The sequence below is a fragment of the Gemmiger formicilis genome (assembly GCF_016901605.1).
Taxonomy (GTDB): Bacteria; Bacillota; Clostridia; order Oscillospirales; family Ruminococcaceae; genus Gemmiger; species Gemmiger formicilis_B.
In genome coordinates this window covers 1-15569 of sequence record NZ_JACJKP010000052.1, presented here as the reverse complement: position 1 = coordinate 15569, position 15569 = coordinate 1, and the positions used below count along the sequence as shown (strand labels likewise).

General features: G+C 53.3%; 10 protein-coding genes. All 10 read right to left on the bottom strand.

The genetic code is table 11. The features are described from left to right. On the bottom strand, nt 1–3205 hold a 3205-nt coding region (locus H6B10_RS05890), incomplete at its 3' end, for a hypothetical protein (RefSeq protein WP_204650639.1). 26 nt (nt 3206–3231) lie between these two features. Beyond that, nucleotides 3232–4152, bottom strand: coding sequence for a methyltransferase domain-containing protein (locus tag H6B10_RS05885; RefSeq protein ID WP_204650637.1), 921 nt, complete (start codon nt 4150–4152; stop codon nt 3232–3234). A 16-nt stretch (nt 4153–4168) separates the two neighbouring features. Then, nucleotides 4169–7342, bottom strand: coding sequence for a glycosyltransferase (locus tag H6B10_RS05880; protein WP_204650635.1), 3174 nt, complete (start codon nt 7340–7342; stop codon nt 4169–4171). A gap of 52 nt (nt 7343–7394) precedes the next feature. Then, on the bottom strand, nt 7395–8018 hold the full coding sequence (locus tag H6B10_RS05875) for a hypothetical protein (RefSeq protein ID WP_204650633.1): 624 nt from the start codon (nt 8016–8018) through the stop codon (nt 7395–7397). A 26-nt stretch (nt 8019–8044) separates the two neighbouring features. Continuing rightward, nucleotides 8045–8866: a glycosyltransferase family 2 protein gene (locus H6B10_RS05870; RefSeq protein WP_204650631.1), complete on the bottom strand. Its 822-nt coding sequence runs from the start codon at nt 8864–8866 to the stop codon at nt 8045–8047. Then, nucleotides 8850–9350 (bottom strand): hypothetical protein, encoded by a 501-nt coding sequence (locus H6B10_RS05865; protein ID WP_204650629.1) that lies wholly within the window; start codon nt 9348–9350, stop codon nt 8850–8852. Before H6B10_RS05865 ends, H6B10_RS05870 begins: the two co-directional genes overlap by 17 nt. A gap of 22 nt (nt 9351–9372) precedes the next feature. Continuing rightward, nucleotides 9373–10566: a glycosyltransferase family 2 protein gene (locus H6B10_RS05860; protein ID WP_204650627.1), complete on the bottom strand. Its 1194-nt coding sequence runs from the start codon at nt 10564–10566 to the stop codon at nt 9373–9375. Between the two features lie 37 nt (nt 10567–10603). Then, nucleotides 10604–12691, bottom strand: coding sequence for a glycerophosphodiester phosphodiesterase family protein (locus H6B10_RS05855; RefSeq protein ID WP_204650625.1), 2088 nt, complete (start codon nt 12689–12691; stop codon nt 10604–10606). A gap of 395 nt (nt 12692–13086) precedes the next feature. Then, a complete protein-coding gene (gene rfbG, locus H6B10_RS05850) occupies nt 13087–14163 on the bottom strand; it encodes a CDP-glucose 4,6-dehydratase (protein ID WP_204650623.1) in 1077 nt (358 codons plus the stop codon). Between the two features lie 10 nt (nt 14164–14173). Then, nucleotides 14174–15569, bottom strand: a 1396-nt coding sequence (locus H6B10_RS05845; protein WP_204650621.1) for a hypothetical protein, incomplete at its 5' end; no start/stop codon positions are given.

Genomic DNA, 15569 nt, shown 5'->3' with positions numbered 1-15569 from the left:
GCGGCAAAGCGCAAGCTTCGGAAGGTACGGTTGGCGAAGATTTCAGAATCTGCTGCCACAGTCCCTCCAGCAGCTGCGCAAAGCGCTCGGGCTGGCCTGCATGGGCCAGTTCCGAAAGCTGCGAAACAAGGTTTTTGCCCTCCACAAAGGGCATGGTCAACCGGCCATCCGCGTACGTGCACGGCACCGTCCGGACACCGCAAGCTTGCAGCGCCTGCTGGGTCTCGCACAGATGCTGCAGGGTTTCCTGCCCTTCGGGCGCAATGGGGGTCTTGGTCACCCGATGATTCTCATGAATCGCCGTGACAAAGCCATCTTTGGAACCTCGGTCGGTGGAGAGTGCCGCAAACAGGGTGTCGTCAAACACGGCGTCCCCCTTGTGAGCCTCCACCAAAAAGTCATTGGCAAAAAACGGCAACATCCTGTTGCGCAGAATCTCGTCCCAAAGCTTGTCCTCGGCAGCCACCAATGTTTTAGTGCTGTCATAGTACGGAATCACCCGGTCACGCAGACCATCGGTGGGTTGATAGGCATCGGTGTAAATGGCCTGGGGCAGGCGCGCATCCGGCATGGGATAATAGAATTTCATAGACGACAGCCCCACATTTTCCAGCAGAGCCTGTATTCCGGCGCGGCTGAACCCGGTGGGATCCTCCAGCCCTGCAAAGGGAGCCTGCGTCTTTTCTGCCGGCACACCACAAAAATATTTCAATCCAAAACGATTCTGAACCACCAGCAGCATTTTACCGCCCGGTGCCAACAGTTCCCGTGCTGCTTGCAGGAAGGGGCCGACCCGTTTGCCAGCACTGATCTGCAGCTGTGGCACCACAACCACATCGGCCTGCACCTCCGGCCGGAAGGCCGGAAAATGACCGATCTGCAACGTAAAATTATCGTATGCTGCACAGTTCTGGGCCAGGCTCTCCCCGTGCAGGGGATTTTGTTCGATGACAATGACTCGGGCACAGCGCTGGCACAGCAGTTCCGCCAGCGGAGAAGCCCCCAGCAGTACCACTGTGCAGTCCGGACCGAAGTCATACCAATTCAGCAGAGAGCTGCGCATAGGGGTATGAAGGCAGAATTCCCGCCAGGCATCCCGGACCGCCGCTTCATTGGCAGCGTGCTGTCTGGCTCGCACCGGGGTTTCGCAGTAGGTAGACAATGTTTCCTGTGAGCCGTTCCAGTCATCAGAGAGCTCCAACGCATCAAAGCCACTGAGATCGGCGCGGCGCATCTCTTCAAAGATGGCACCGGCCGTCTCGGTCCGCAGCGGAAGATTTGGGTCGTACAGTACCCGGAAATACCGCTGCAACCAATCGGTGATCTGCTGCTGGCAGGTGTGGGCATACTCTATCACCGCTTGACTGCGGTGATCGGGCGCAAACAGCGGCATCCCGTTTTCATCTAACGCGGCCAGCGATCCCTCATCGGAGGTCATGAACAATTCCAGTCGTTTGAACTGATGCTGGAAATAATCGGCATCTGCCCCGAGGAACGACTCGATTGGTACGGCAGCGCGGTCAGCCGTTGCCGTGCTGGCAAAATACAGTCCCTGGAGTGTAAAGGGCGTAAAGCTGCTCAGCCCCTTCTGGCTGGTTCCCGAAGAAACAAAATCATAAAAGGCATACCGCCCCCCCATCTGCAGCCCCAGCTGCCCCATATAGTGGTAGTACCCCTGCCGGGCCAGCTTGGCACGGTCGAAGATTGCCTGTTGGTGGCGCCACACATAGCGGTAGATTTCCTGTGAATCCTGAGCTGTCGGCGGCTGAATCTCCTGGGCGGGCAAATCGAATTTTTGCTGCATCATGACATCCGGCGGCAGCATCCGGCTACTGTCAACAATAGCATTGATGGCCGCTTCGTTATCCATATTGCACAGCGTTGCGGCTCGGCGGGACGTATAAAAGTACTTGCCTTCCGGCAGCGACAAATTTGGGAAAGCCGCACAAAAATCCTCATACCAGCGCAACATCGGAGCCCCATCCCGCGCGGCAAACAAGATGCCATCACAGGGATTCCGGGTCAACGCGTCCGTGAACCAATGCAGGAACCCGGCGACCAGCGGGGCAAAGTAAAGTGCCGACAGCTGAACCGCATCCGGGTGGAACCCGCCAGCATCTATATGCAGCCGGAACGGAGAGGAAAACGCCTTGGCGATGCCCATACCCAGCAGGCCGCGTTCATTAAGGTTCTGCAGTCCAGTCATCGTCTCCTGCAGGCCGCAGCGCTGCAGGCACAGTTCCTGGGATGCCACCAGTCCGTAATCAATCCCGGCCAGTTCGGCGCAGACGCCATCGTAGATGTGGTGATCACCAATGTGCAAAATCCGGCCGGTCGCCTGCTTGCGCAACTCGGCAAAAAGGCCGTTCAGTTTGAGACATTTTTTCTCGCAGGACACGAGCAGCGCATCGTAGCCGGTAAAACCTTCGCGTGCCAACAACGGCGCCAGCACCGAACCGGGCAGATACATATCGGTGGTCAGGATGACCCTCTTGCCCTGGTCAATGGCATAGCGGAAGATTTCCGCCATATCGGCACGTGCCCTCAACACCTGAGATTCCACTTCGAGCTCCAGCGCTTTAAGCGCCTCGGCCTGTTCAGGGGCCAGATGGTAACGGTCCCGGTACATTCGGTAGATTTCGTCCAGGTCCGGATTGTCCAGACCGCTATCCAGCTGCGCCGCCTGCCGGCAGGTCGGGAAATCCTCCCCCGGCAGCCCGCGTTGTAAGGCCTTTCGCTCGACCATGGCAAATACGTCCCCCGGCGTCAGCGTGCAGCGCTGCAACAGGGTATCAAAAATATCAAAACTGATGGTATCGTGTGCATCGATGGCCTCACGCAGTTCCGCGGCAGTCAACGCAAAAGACGCTTCCCGCTGCGCTTCTGCGCGGTCGAGCGCCGCGGCCAGGTCCACCCCTTCCGGGGTCCAAAGCTCCCAGCCTGCCTGAGTACAAAGTTTGCGCAGTGCCGCAAACTCCGCCCGGTATGCGATGAGCTGCCGTGCAATGATCAGGCCGCGACAGCCGCCGGTACGCAGTTGGTCGACCGACAGGCACTCCCCTTGCGGCCGATCTCCCACGGGGTCACACAAACCCAACAGGGTCGCCTGCGGGTAACGTACCTGCCATATTGCCAGGGGCCCCTCCCCTACGACCGCGATGGGCGCGGCCGGGTGCTGTGCTAAAAATGTCTCTAATACACTCATACTTTTCCTAACACGGTTATCAATCATCAACGGATGGCTTCGATCCAGAGCGGAAGATAGCCCATATAGCCGTAGTTGATGCTATAGTGGGTACGGCAGCAGGCTTCGCGAAAACCGCAGGCTCGGATGGTATCCAGCACATCCCAGCCGAAAACTTTCCATACCAGCGAAAGCTCGCGTTCCTGTATATCGGGATCACGATACCACAGCCCGCTTTCCGAGAAAGGCTCACCATCTCGTCGGACCGTGCGATCCACGGTCTGCAGGGCGTTGGCATCGAACAGCGTGTGCAGCAACAGTTTTCCGCCGGGTTGCAGCACACGCGCCGCCTCTTTCAAGGCCGGAATCGGGTCTTCCAACGTCTCCAGGAAATCATAGGAGGCTACCATCCGCAGACTGGCATCGCCATAGGGCAAATGTTCTGTGTTGAGTTTGCCGTTTTCTTTGTTGCTCTGCCCTGCGGTGCGCTGCCAGTACAGATTAACCCGTTCTCCCAGCAGATGGAACAGCCAGTTTCGCTCATTGGGACCGCGTTCCAAGACCAGGCTTTTGCCGTCGCGTCCTTCCTGCGCCAGACGGCCCACCCAAAACCGCACCCGGGCATTGCCCTGGCAGTCCGGGCAGACCACCTGCTCCAGCCAGTTGACATCTCCGTCCTGCATCTGAATCAGGAAATCCTGCTCCTTATCGCAGAGGACACAGCGCCCGTGCAAGCGCACCAACTGGTTGGGTGCACGACGGACAATCTCTTTGGCAAACCACTCAAAGTTACGCAACGGGAGCCATTCGTGATAAACCCTTTCAAAATCTTCCTTGCTTTTCAGGCTGCATTCCCGGGGTTCGCGTTCCTCCGGCGTGAAAAAGTTTTCTGCTGCCAGATGCAGTGCATCTTCTGCTTCCACGCCTGCGTGATACACTGCAGGTTCCATCAGGTGATCTGTCGGCATAATGCCTCCTATACTCTTATTCTCTCATATCCTGGCGCAGCAGTTTTTCTGCCGCTGCCGTGGTAAATCCGGACTCGATGAACTGCTTGCCTTTATCGGACATTTCGCGCAGCGCATCGAAATCCTCATACAAATCGCAGATGCGTTTGGCCATAGCCTGGGCATCCTCTTCAATGGCAAAGACGCCATTGTCGCACACAAGGCCCTCAGCACCGATAGGGGTGGTAACCAGCGGAATCTGGTAATAGGCAGACTCGATGACCTTGCCCTTGACACCAGCACCGTAGCGCAGCGGAACCACCGCCATGCGGCAGGTACGATACATCTTTTCCAGGTCTTCGTCCGGCATGAACCCGGTCACAATGATATGCTCGTTAGCCAGGGCTAGAATATCATCCGGAACACGGGAACCGATCACATACCATTTGATATCGGGATACCGCTGCAGTACCGTGGGGAACACTTCCTTGGCAAACCACCGCACAGCATCGCCGTTGGGGCGGTGTGCAAATCCACCAACAAACATCAGGTCCTTGCGGGTGGAGAAGTCCTTGTTGATCCCGGTAGGCAGGTCGTCATAGACATAGACCGGGATATTGCGGATAGGCTTATTGGGGAAGGCTTTCTGCATGATGCCCTGCTCATAAGAACCTACCACATGGCCCACATCACATTTGTCGAACAGTTCGTACTCGATCTTCTTCCACTTTTGAGAAGACTCCAGCATGGCGGGATCGCCGGTGATCTTATATTCGCGCATTTCTCGGATGTGCGCCAGGTCATGGGCAAAGTAGAATATCTGTGCACGACTGTACTGACGTACAAGATCAATGTACTTGATAGAAATATGGGGTCGCTGCAGGTAGACATATTCAAAGTTAGGCAAATTTTCCATCAACCAGTATTCTTTGTTCAGGTAGTAGAAATCTCCGTACAATACATGGATGCCCAACTGCTGCAGCTCAGTGGTATAGGGCTGCGGGCTGGCGAAGTTGTCCCCGATGAAGGTGACTTCCAGCCCCATCTTCACAAAGGTTTTCATGTACATATAGGTGCACTTGCCGCCCGCGTCCTTATCGTAGTTGGGCACATAATGGTCTACGACCAGAATGTGCTTGCGGAAGCGGCTGCGGCCCTTGGCCTGGAATACATGGGTTCCGTTGGGATAGTTTTCCTTTTCAAGGACATCCTTCCACTTTTCGCAGAATTTTTCCCGGTTGGCTACCTGATAGGCTTTCTGGCCCGAGGAGAGGTCGGTGCCGTTGGAAACCCCCTCAAAGTGCACCACGACGGACAGCGGCTGATACAGTACCTTCTTGCCGTGCTTACGCACCTCAAAGGCTAGGTCGGTATCCTCATAGTAGGCCGGAGCAAACCGTTCGTCAAAGCCGCCGATTTCCCTCCAGAGGTCGGCACGGATCATGATGGCAGCACCGGAGATATAGTCCACTTCGCGGACATAGTTGTACTCGCAGTCCAGCGGGTCTTTGCGGTGGCCGTAGTTCCAGGCGCTGGCATCATTCCAGACGATGCCACCGGCTTCCTGCAGGTAACCGTCAGGGTAGATCAGCTTGGACCCCACCATACCGGCTTCGGGCTCACGCTCCATCAGCGCCACCAGCGGTGCCAGCCAATCAGGCTGTACCTGGGTATCGTTATTGAGGAAGAGGATGTAGTCACCGCGGGCCTGCTCTGCTGCATGGTTACAGTTGCGCAGGAACCGCAGGTTCTTTTCGTTATGAATCACCGTAATGCCGGTGACATACTTTTCCAGCTCGTGCACTCGATCAGTCGAGCAGTCATCGGCAATCAGGATCTCATACGGCACATCGCCGGAATTCTGGACAATGGACTTGATGCAGTTGTAAGTATAGCCAAACTGGTTGTAAACCGGGATGACGACAGAAACGATCGGCTTTTCAAAAACCGGTACTGTCAGTACGTCGACTTCAGCACCATCGGCTACCGCAGGCAGCAACATAGGCTTTTGGGTAATGACAACCGCCTGTTCGAGATTTTGAGCCATCACCTTACGAATGCTGAAAGCCTGCGCCGATGTCAGCTCCAACGCAGGAGCACCAAGTGCCATGCAGAACGGATCATTGAAAACTTCCGCAATAAAGGAGCCGACCAGTGTAACATTTTCGGTCTTGGCCATCTGTTCCGAAGTAACACGATACTTGGACATATCTTGCAGCATAGTAAAAGGCGTTGCCACCAGGGCGAAGTCCATGTCATAGCGCAGGGGCGCAAAGGCGTCTTCCAGTTCGTCATCGCCGATGTGCAGGATCCTCTTGTCGCCTTCCACTTCCCGCACATGACGCAAGATCATATCCATCTTACCACGGCTTGCATCGCGTGCCAGGATGGTAGCCCCCCCCCGATAGCCTTCCCGGTACAGAATTTCTTCGATCTGTTCAGACAAAAGCGCTACATCTGAAACAATGTATACTTTCTTGCCCTGTGCTACCAGCCGATTGAGCAGATCGATCATTGTGTGGCGCCCAACGGTTAATTTTTCCGACAGTTCCACTTCCAGGTTCTTGAGAGCATTTTTCTGCTCTTCCTTCAAATTGAGGCGCGCCGCAATCTTTTCGTACACAAGGTCTATGCGGATCTGCTGCAGATTTCCATAACAACGCAGATCACTTATATCTTCCGGTACAATGCCGCGTTCTTGTGCCGCCTTGCCCAGTTCACGGTAAAAAGACGGCGAATCCGGCAGTCTGCAAGCCACAAGCGTATTCATATAATCGAAGGAGATCACATCATATGCGGCTGCACGCTGTTCCAGCTTTCCCAATGTGGTATGCAGGTAATCTGCCTTTTGAGCAAAGACAGCCTGCTGCATGGCCGACATCGACTTACCGTAAAAATCATACACTTCAATCCGCTGTGCTGAGCAGAAAGAGCGAATACGTTGAAAAATAGCCTGAGTGGAAGTCATCTGCGCTGCAATGATGATGGTGTCAATACCAAAGTTAGCTGCATCCTCCAGCGTAAGGACCAGCTTTCCATCGATATAGCATCCCGCCCGCTTGTCATCAATCAGACAGAGAACCGGATAATCCGGGTAGGTTTCCAGAATTGCTTTTGCATTGGCCGCCACGCCATACAGAGCAATGCGGCGATTTGCCAACGCCGGGGCCCATTGTGCAAAATTCTGCACACGATATTCCTTTTCTGTCATATTTGAAACCTCCAAGTTTATTATTTCAACGGACACACGGCAGGGAACCATGTCATTGAATGCTGCAACTCGTCAGGAACAGCCAGTCTCCGTCATCGTTGTTATTCTGACCATTCCCACAGGCCAAGCGAACCCAGATAGCCTGGTCCTCATACTCCGACAGATCAACCGAGAAGTTCTGAGACTGCTCACTGCTGGGAATCTGCAGGGTAGATTCCGTCAGTTGCGTCTGCGTATTGGCATCAAAAATCTGTACTCGCAGGCTGCATCCGTCCGAAACAGGCTGCACTGCCGCGAAGATTTCTGCTGCAAAAACCAGTGACTGCCCAGCTGAAGGCTTACATGCAAACGCAAGCGCTGTGTTGGGCGTCAGGAAAATACTGGTGCCCGTCGCTTCGTCCTGTACCACACCGCAGTTAGTTTGCCAGGGAATCTCCTGCTTGTCTACAGCGAGCTGGCCTTCAAAGGTCAGCCGGTCCTGCTGTTCCACAAAAGCAGTCCCCGCCTGCACATTATCGGACGTCAGCTGCAGTGCTTCCATTCCAGTCTGTTCGACGGCCGCAGCCGACGACTGGGACACGATTTTCCGATAGGTCATGTGAACCAGGTCCGCGACACAGACGACCACCAGAAGCAAAAGAATCCAGTTTACGAGAGAATGCTTTTTTTCTACCAAAGCAAATTCCTCCTTTAAATCACAAATCATTCGATTTCACAATGCATTTTTCCCAGCAGCTGAACCTTGAGCCGCCACCACAGAACCCATTTATAGGACTGCGCATAATATTGGGCTCGAGCCCGACTCAAATCAGAAAAACTGATTTCGGACGCCTGGCTTTCCTTATGAAAAATTTCCGTCGTTTCCAGATATTTCTGCCGCAAGCCATGGCGCATACACATCAAATACAGGATGGTTTCCTCGTAATACAAAAAGGTTTTTTCAAAAAAGCCTTTATAATGTCGGAAAAAATCCGGGGTAAAGAGCAATGAACAGCCATTCAGCATCTTGATTCGTTTGCTTTTGTCCAGCTCAAAATCAAAACAGGCACCGTCCAGGCGGGAGCGGAAATTGACGAAATTTATAAAGCAATTTTTCCAGTCCAGATATTCCCCGAACCGATTCTGCTCCTTATTGCCCGGCAGCAAAATTTTGCTGCCCAAGATTCCCACCCCTGGCTCATAAGCTTCGAGCAGTTTGGTGATGTAGCCCGGATCAGTCAAAATGGTATCATTGTTGACGACCAGTACAAAATCCGCCTTTTGAGTTCTCCTTGCATAGGTAATTCCCAGATTATTACCCCGCGCAAACCCCACATTTTTTGGAGAACGCAGCAGCGTAATCCCTGGCTCCGCCTCAAAATGCTGCTGTAAGCGCGCGTACACATCATCGGGGGAACCGTTATCCACAACAACTACATCGTAGGGTCCGCCTTCCAGTTCACGGATGCTCTGCACACATTCCACCGTATCTGCATCATTGAGATAGTTGAGGACCACAATGGCGACTTTAGCCTTTTTCTGCATCGTCATACCACTCCTTCACCAGATCTTCAGCCGATACAATGGGGTTATCGGTGCGTGATGTCAACTGCGCAGCAATCGCCTGATATGCATAGGTAGGGGTAACTACAACCAGGTCCGCCGGTGGCAGTGATTCTTTCATGGAATAAACGGGAAAGGGATACATATTGTTTGCCACAGCCTGGTCGATGGCATAAGCGATTGTGACAGGGCCTTCTGTGAGTTCCGCGGCAAACTGACGGCCCATCACTCCCATTCCGTAGATCGCCACTGTCTTCACATTTTTTTTGGTTGCCAGCCAGTCTCCCAGCGCCTTTCCTTTCCGACACAGAATCAGCCAGCGGTCCAACGTATAAAAATAACTGCTGAACATCGTGATGCGCCGCTCTTTGTTTTTCGCTACCTGCAAGGCAAATTTCCACATTGCCCAAAAGCAAAACGCAGCGCCGCAAATCCCCCCGAGCAGAGCCGCAAACAGATAAAACATTTCTTTTCCTTTCTTAACTGTATCACCGCATTCGCTCTGCACGCACGGGCCGTAACCAAACAATGGTATTTTCTGCCAGGCCAAACCGTTTACACAGATCTGTACGAATGGTCTGATAGGTTTTTTCATTCAGTACCGCTACCACGATATAGTCAAACTCACAGCACCGTAAATCTTCCACTGGTCGGACCAGATCCCCACAGGCCCGACAAGCCTGGTCATTCTGATCCACCCAGACTACAATGTCGTAACATGCCGTCAAACGGATCAATTGTTGATAAGAGCGTCCTACCTCCCCGGCACCATACAGTACGATGCGAGAGCCCACAGGAATTTGATCCATCCGGAAATAAAACACCGGAACAACAACGGGGCAATTGGCAACAATTTTACGGTTCAGACCATACAAAATCATCCGATCGGTAAAGGCCAATAATTGCTTGCGCAGAGTTTCCGCCTCGGCGAAGATTCCAACTTCTTCGTACAAAAAAAGATACCACGCATTGATTTGTGCATAGTATCGCCGATTAGCACTATGCATGATCGAGCCTGCATGCTGACGATAATGATAAAAGCAACCTTCTGTAAAGCATACACACCGCGAATGTAAAATTGTAAGAAAGACACAGGCGCGATCTTCCGCATATTGTACTTCATCCGGTTCTTTCATCAAAACTCTTTTCAACAAATCGCTTGTGGTAAGCTGTATGCAAAGTGACCCAAACAATGCGGCTTCTCCGTTATCCTGCAAAAAGATTAGGTTATCCCGCAGAAAACGCTGTTCTTCCTCGGTGCGATATACACCCTTGGGCATCGCATCGCATTGCCGGACGGATTTTTCTCCACTTTCTTTCCAGTAGCCGCACCGAACAACATCTGCACCATGCTCCTGCGCCAACGCCATCAAAGACTCGCACATATCCGGCTCCACCCAGTCATCGCTGTCCACAAACTGAACATACGCCCCGGTGGCCACCCGCAGACCGGCCTTTCGCGCACTGGTGTTACCGCCGTTTTTCTTGTGAATCACCTTAATGCGGGCATCCTTTTGAGCATAATCGTCGCAAATTTGCCCAGAACCGTCGGTAGAACCATCGTCCACAAGCAAAATTTCCAGATGCGGATATGTCTGGTTCACCAGACTGTCGATGCATTCTGCCAAGTAAGGCTCCACGTTATAAACCGGTACAATAATACTGATCAGTGGCTTTTCCATCGCTTTTCCCCTTTCCCAAAACGTATCTCATCCATAATCAGCACTGCACTGTACGGTCTTTACCGGCACCGAAACGTACAAACTGTAGTGTGTCCTTCTTGGTGTTCACCAGCAGCACATCCCACAGTTCCTGCGTCACATGGTTTTGCAGGCGCGGCGATGTGACACTGTTGTCGGGCTTTTTATCGGGGAAATATTCCATCTTGGCACAGCCGATGGATACAATGGGAATACCATGGTTGGTATCTACCTGGTCGCAATGGTTATGACCATGAATCAGGGCCAATACCTTACAGTTTGCCTGGCTGCCCCGATATTCCACCAACAACTCTACCAGTTTCGTACCATTCCTGATATCCTTACTCCAATAATGCATTTCGGGCAATGCCGGGCAATGGCTGAACACCAGCACCCGCCACCCGGCCGGAGTTGCCTCCAGTGTCTGCCGTACCCAGGTCAGTTCTTCATCGGGATACCCATACCGCGGATTAGCCCGATAATCATGGCTGAACAAAACCAGCATGCGCAGATTATGTTCCGGTACATCATAATAATACCAGAATGTATCCGGCTGACGCACTGCAGACGGGGGCAGCACATCTTTATACAGAACATCCTGCTCCTGCTCCGGCGTCATAGGATTGCGATTCCCGCTGAAATACGCAGAATCATGGTTACCAGGCACCACCAGCAACGGTTTCCCCAGTGCCTGCAGGTCCTGCAGGCAACGGCGGGTCATAATCGCCGTTTCTCTGGCAGGCAACACGCCATCCGTCAAATCGCCCAAATGGACAACGCCGTCCAGCGGCGCCTTATGGTTTACCGCAGTCAGGTTGGTCACCGTATCCCGCCAGAAACTATTGGTGGTGTAATGGCTGTCCGCCATGAGCGCCAACTTGACGCAGCCGGTTGCTGCACGCACCTTCCACGCCGTATTGGCAATCTCATAGGCAAAGCAACGGCGCACTTTGGCCGTGGCCTGCTCCGGTGCCAAGAAACGCAGGATTCCATCTGCACGGGCTGCCTCACTGGCCGGGATGTCTTTGCCATCCAAGCGGCGCAGGCAGACGCGGAAGAAGCAATCTTTCTCAAACGTGTACGTTTCCTGAGAGAAGTTCGCTTCGTCATAGTCCCGGTTATAGGTAACCCACGCTGCATCCCGGTCATAGCTGTAGGAATAGATCAGTTCCGGCGGAACCGCATCATTGTAAGTAGCCACCGCAAAGGCATAGCGCCGATCCAACAGCGTCAGGGTGCTTCCTGCTGGTGCTCGGCTGACGATGAGAGTAGTCATACGTGCCGGGTGACCGGTACCGTAACCACCATTGCGCATATCAATGGCGGTTTCTGCCTGCAGAAAAAGGGGCTGACGCTTATTCTTATTTTCGTATAACGGGCAATACAGTTCCGGCTGGTTGACAATGATGTCGGTTACAAAATGCTTTTCCAGTTCCGCCAGATCATAAGGCGTTCCCCGCGGCGGATAAGGATAAAACGGTTCCGCACTGTTCCACGCACGGATAGGAGCCTGGGTCCAATAACGCAGTTTATCCTCATCCAGATAATCCACATTGCAGTGAAGTGCGTCTGCCTGGGTAGACGCTTCCAGACCGCAGCAGTCTGTCAGTTTACTGGCCAGAATCCCTGTCTGGACGGTCGGGTCCAGTTGCTTGATCCTGCGGACAGAATCAGGGTTAAAAGAAGAATAGACAATATAATCCGACAGACCTTTTTCAGCAGCCAATGCCAGAATTTTTTCTTCCATTCCTTCATAGGGTACGTTGCTGTTTTTCAGCTCGATATTAATGAGCAACCCACGCTCACGGCAAACGGGTGCCAACAGATCAAACACTTCCGCCATGGTAGGGATCTGTTCAGTCCATCCCTCAGGCCCTGCAATACGCAGTGCTTTCAGCTGTTCCAGCGTAAAATCCTTGACCATACCACGACCGTCGGTGGTGCGGTTTACCCACTCATCATGGATCACCACCAGTTCTCCGTCCGCGGTCAGCTGAATATCCAGTTCAATCCCTGCAATATCATAGCGGCAGGCTTCTTCAAAAGCCAGCAGTGTATTCTCCGGATAACGGGTACAACACCCGCGATGCGCCCAAACGCGTACCATAATTAAGTCCTTTCCCACACGCCTCGCAAATTTTCTGCAACTGCATGTATCAACTCATTTTTCAGGAAATCAAGGTCTCCGGCAGCATGATTCTTCGTTCGCCAGCCCCTTCTCTTTTTTCACTTTATAGCGTCACATTTACGATTCTTCAAGCATTTTTTATAGGCTTTTCTGTATCGTCATACCCCATAGCGCTATAACTCGATAATACTATAGCACACGAGCGTCGTATTTTCAAATACATTTGCCCTTTTTTAGATTGTTTTGCATGATTTACCCGGCGCGTTTCAGGCTTTGACAATAGTAAAAACTCCCTCCACTCTGCCAAAAAATACCGCATGATTTTTTACAAACAAAAAGGCACTGCGACTATTGCCGCAGTGCTTTTTCACCTTTTACTTTTCACTTTGTTCTGCCAGAAAATTCCGGATTTCTTCATCCATCTCTCCAGCAATATCCCCGCCGGCCAGCCACACCTTGCCGAACCGGCAGGTCATGGCCATGCACTCTGCCATATGCCAACGTGGCTTCCAGCCGAAGGTGGATTTCAATAGGCTGCAATCCAGCTTCAGAAAGTTTGCCTCATGCGGGGCATTCGCCTCGGCGCGGTTTTCCCACCGGGCGTCCTCTCCCCAGGTGCGGCAAAACAGATCCACCAGTTCCCCGGTGGTCAGGCAGTCACACTCGTCGGGGCCCACATTGTAGTACCCCTGGAAGCGTCCGTCCTCGTACTGTTTTTGGGCAATCATCAGATAAACCGCCAGCGGCTCCAATACATGCTGGTAAGGCCGAGTGGAATGAGGGTTGCGCACCGCAATGGGCTGTCCCTTTTCCACCGCCCGCAGGCAGTCGGGAATGATGCGGTCCACCGCAAAATCACCACCGCCGATCACATTGCCGGCACGCGCCGTGGAGATTGCCACGCTGCCGTCCGCAAAGAAGCTGCTCTTGTAACTGTGAGTCACAAGTTCCGAACAGCTCTTGCTGTTGGAATAGGGGTCGAACCCATCCAGGGGCTCATCTTCCCGGTAGCCCCAGCACCATTCCCGGTTCTGGTAGACTTTATCGGTGGTCACATTCAGCACCGAGCGGGGTGCCCAGCCCTCTGCCTTGGCGCGGCGCACACATTCCAGCAGGTGCACTGTCCCCATGACATTGGTTTCGTAGGTCCCCAGGGGATCTCGATAGCTCTCCCGCACGATGGGCTGTGCCGCCAGATGCAGCACGATCTCCGGTCTTGCCTGGGAAAAAGCCTGCCACAAAGTGGCAAAATCTCGGATATCGCCGCGCACATCGGTCATATGGGGGGCCAGATCGGCATGGGAAAACAGGTCGGGCGCAGTCGGCGGGTCCAGGCTGTAGCCCGTTACGATTGCACCGGCGCCAATCAGCATCCTGCAAAGCCAGCTTCCCTTGAAGCCTGTGTGTCCGGTCACAAAAATCCGTTTTCTTTGATAAAAACGCAAATCCATGGGTATTTCCTCACTCCTGAACAAGATCAGCCGTAAAATAGATCATTTTCCCAGCCAGTCCACCATCCCATTCGTGCTGTTCCACATTGGTATAGCAGTCAGGAATCATCTCGCGGGCCTGTTCCAGCGTCGGAGTATCCTCCTCATAGGTAGGGGACCAGGTAATCACAGCCTGCTCTCGCAGTACGCCGGCCGCCTGTGCTGCTTCCACAGAATTGCCCTGTCCTGTGGAAGTTTCGTACTCCCGGACAGGAACTGTTGTATCCCCCGCCTGCGGGCGGAAAATCCGTTCCTCATAATCCCAGTGCAGATTTGTCAGATAGAACCAGCCATCACGGTCCAGCACCACAAAATCATAGTTGGCGGGGTCATATTGCGTAAAGATCGTCTGCAGTCCGCGGCGCAGGTAGCTGTACTGGTAGTTGTACACCATATAATCGCCCATATGCCGGCCATCCACCTGACTGACACGCGCCATCGTGATCCCGCCGGTATCCACATCCGGGAACCACCACTTCATGACAGGATCAATGCAGAAATATCCCTGCACTGCGAGCAAAAGAGCCAGGATTGTATTTCCAACCTGCTGAACCCGCGCATGAAACGTCTGCGCCAGCAACATCACCGCACAGAAAGCCAGAATCAGTTCAGTTACCATGCTGTAGCGCGGCAGCGTATAGGTAACGGCCAGGCAGGAGAAAAACAGATACATAATACCGCCTGCTACGGCTCCCAGCATCAGAATCACCGATTCCGGGTCCAATGCGGGCATCCGGCGCACACGGCGCCATACCAGGCAAATCAGTACAATCAGCAGCAACAGCCAGTCAAAATTGACAAAGACCAGTTCTTCCAGCTTGTACAGGCTGTAAGACCATGACCATCCCACATACCCCAGGTGTGTAGCGGAATGGTTTTGGAAAACCGTACGCAGGTCAAACCAGGACAGCGCCGGGTTGAACAGATAGGCAATGATTCCCAGGCCCATGCACAGTCCAGTCACGCAGAACAGGCCAATCCGAGGGGTTTTCAGCACAGCCCACAACCGTTTGCCTGCGCCGTTTTCGCTGCGGGCACGGAATTCTCCCACCAGCGCCCCCACAAAAAAGCCAAAAACCAGTACGATGCCAAATTCTTTACTGGTGACAGTCAGCACACAGGTAAAAAGCATCAACAGGTAATAACGGCGGCTGTACGCCCAAATCACACAAATAAAAAAGGAAGACAGCCCCACTTCCAGACTGGGATAGGAAACCATCCCCAAATACATGGGGCTGCACCCGAAAGCCAGGGCGCCAAGGAATGCAACGCTTTGCTTGCACCCGGTATGGCGGCGCAGCAAATCATACACGCCACCGGCTGCTGCCAAAGATACCGCTGTTTGGAAAACCAAAAAACTGTCGGCG

Bases quoted from the DNA above. Each gene is read 5' to 3' on its own strand.
- H6B10_RS05855 (WP_204650625.1), bottom strand. From the start codon at position 12,691: ATGGTACGCGTTTGGGCGCATCGCGGGTGTTGTACCCGTTATCCGGAG.
- H6B10_RS05860 (WP_204650627.1), bottom strand. From the start codon at position 10,566: ATGGAAAAGCCACTGATCAGTATTATTGTACCGGTTTATAACGTGGAG.
- H6B10_RS05880 (WP_204650635.1), bottom strand. From the start codon at position 7,342: ATGACAGAAAAGGAATATCGTGTGCAGAATTTTGCACAATGGGCCCCG.
- H6B10_RS05870 (WP_204650631.1), bottom strand. From the start codon at position 8,866: ATGCAGAAAAAGGCTAAAGTCGCCATTGTGGTCCTCAACTATCTCAAT.
- H6B10_RS05885 (WP_204650637.1), bottom strand. From the start codon at position 4,152: ATGCCGACAGATCACCTGATGGAACCTGCAGTGTATCACGCAGGCGTG.
- rfbG (WP_204650623.1), bottom strand. From the start codon at position 14,163: ATGGATTTGCGTTTTTATCAAAGAAAACGGATTTTTGTGACCGGACAC.
- H6B10_RS05865 (WP_204650629.1), bottom strand. From the start codon at position 9,350: ATGTTTTATCTGTTTGCGGCTCTGCTCGGGGGGATTTGCGGCGCTGCG.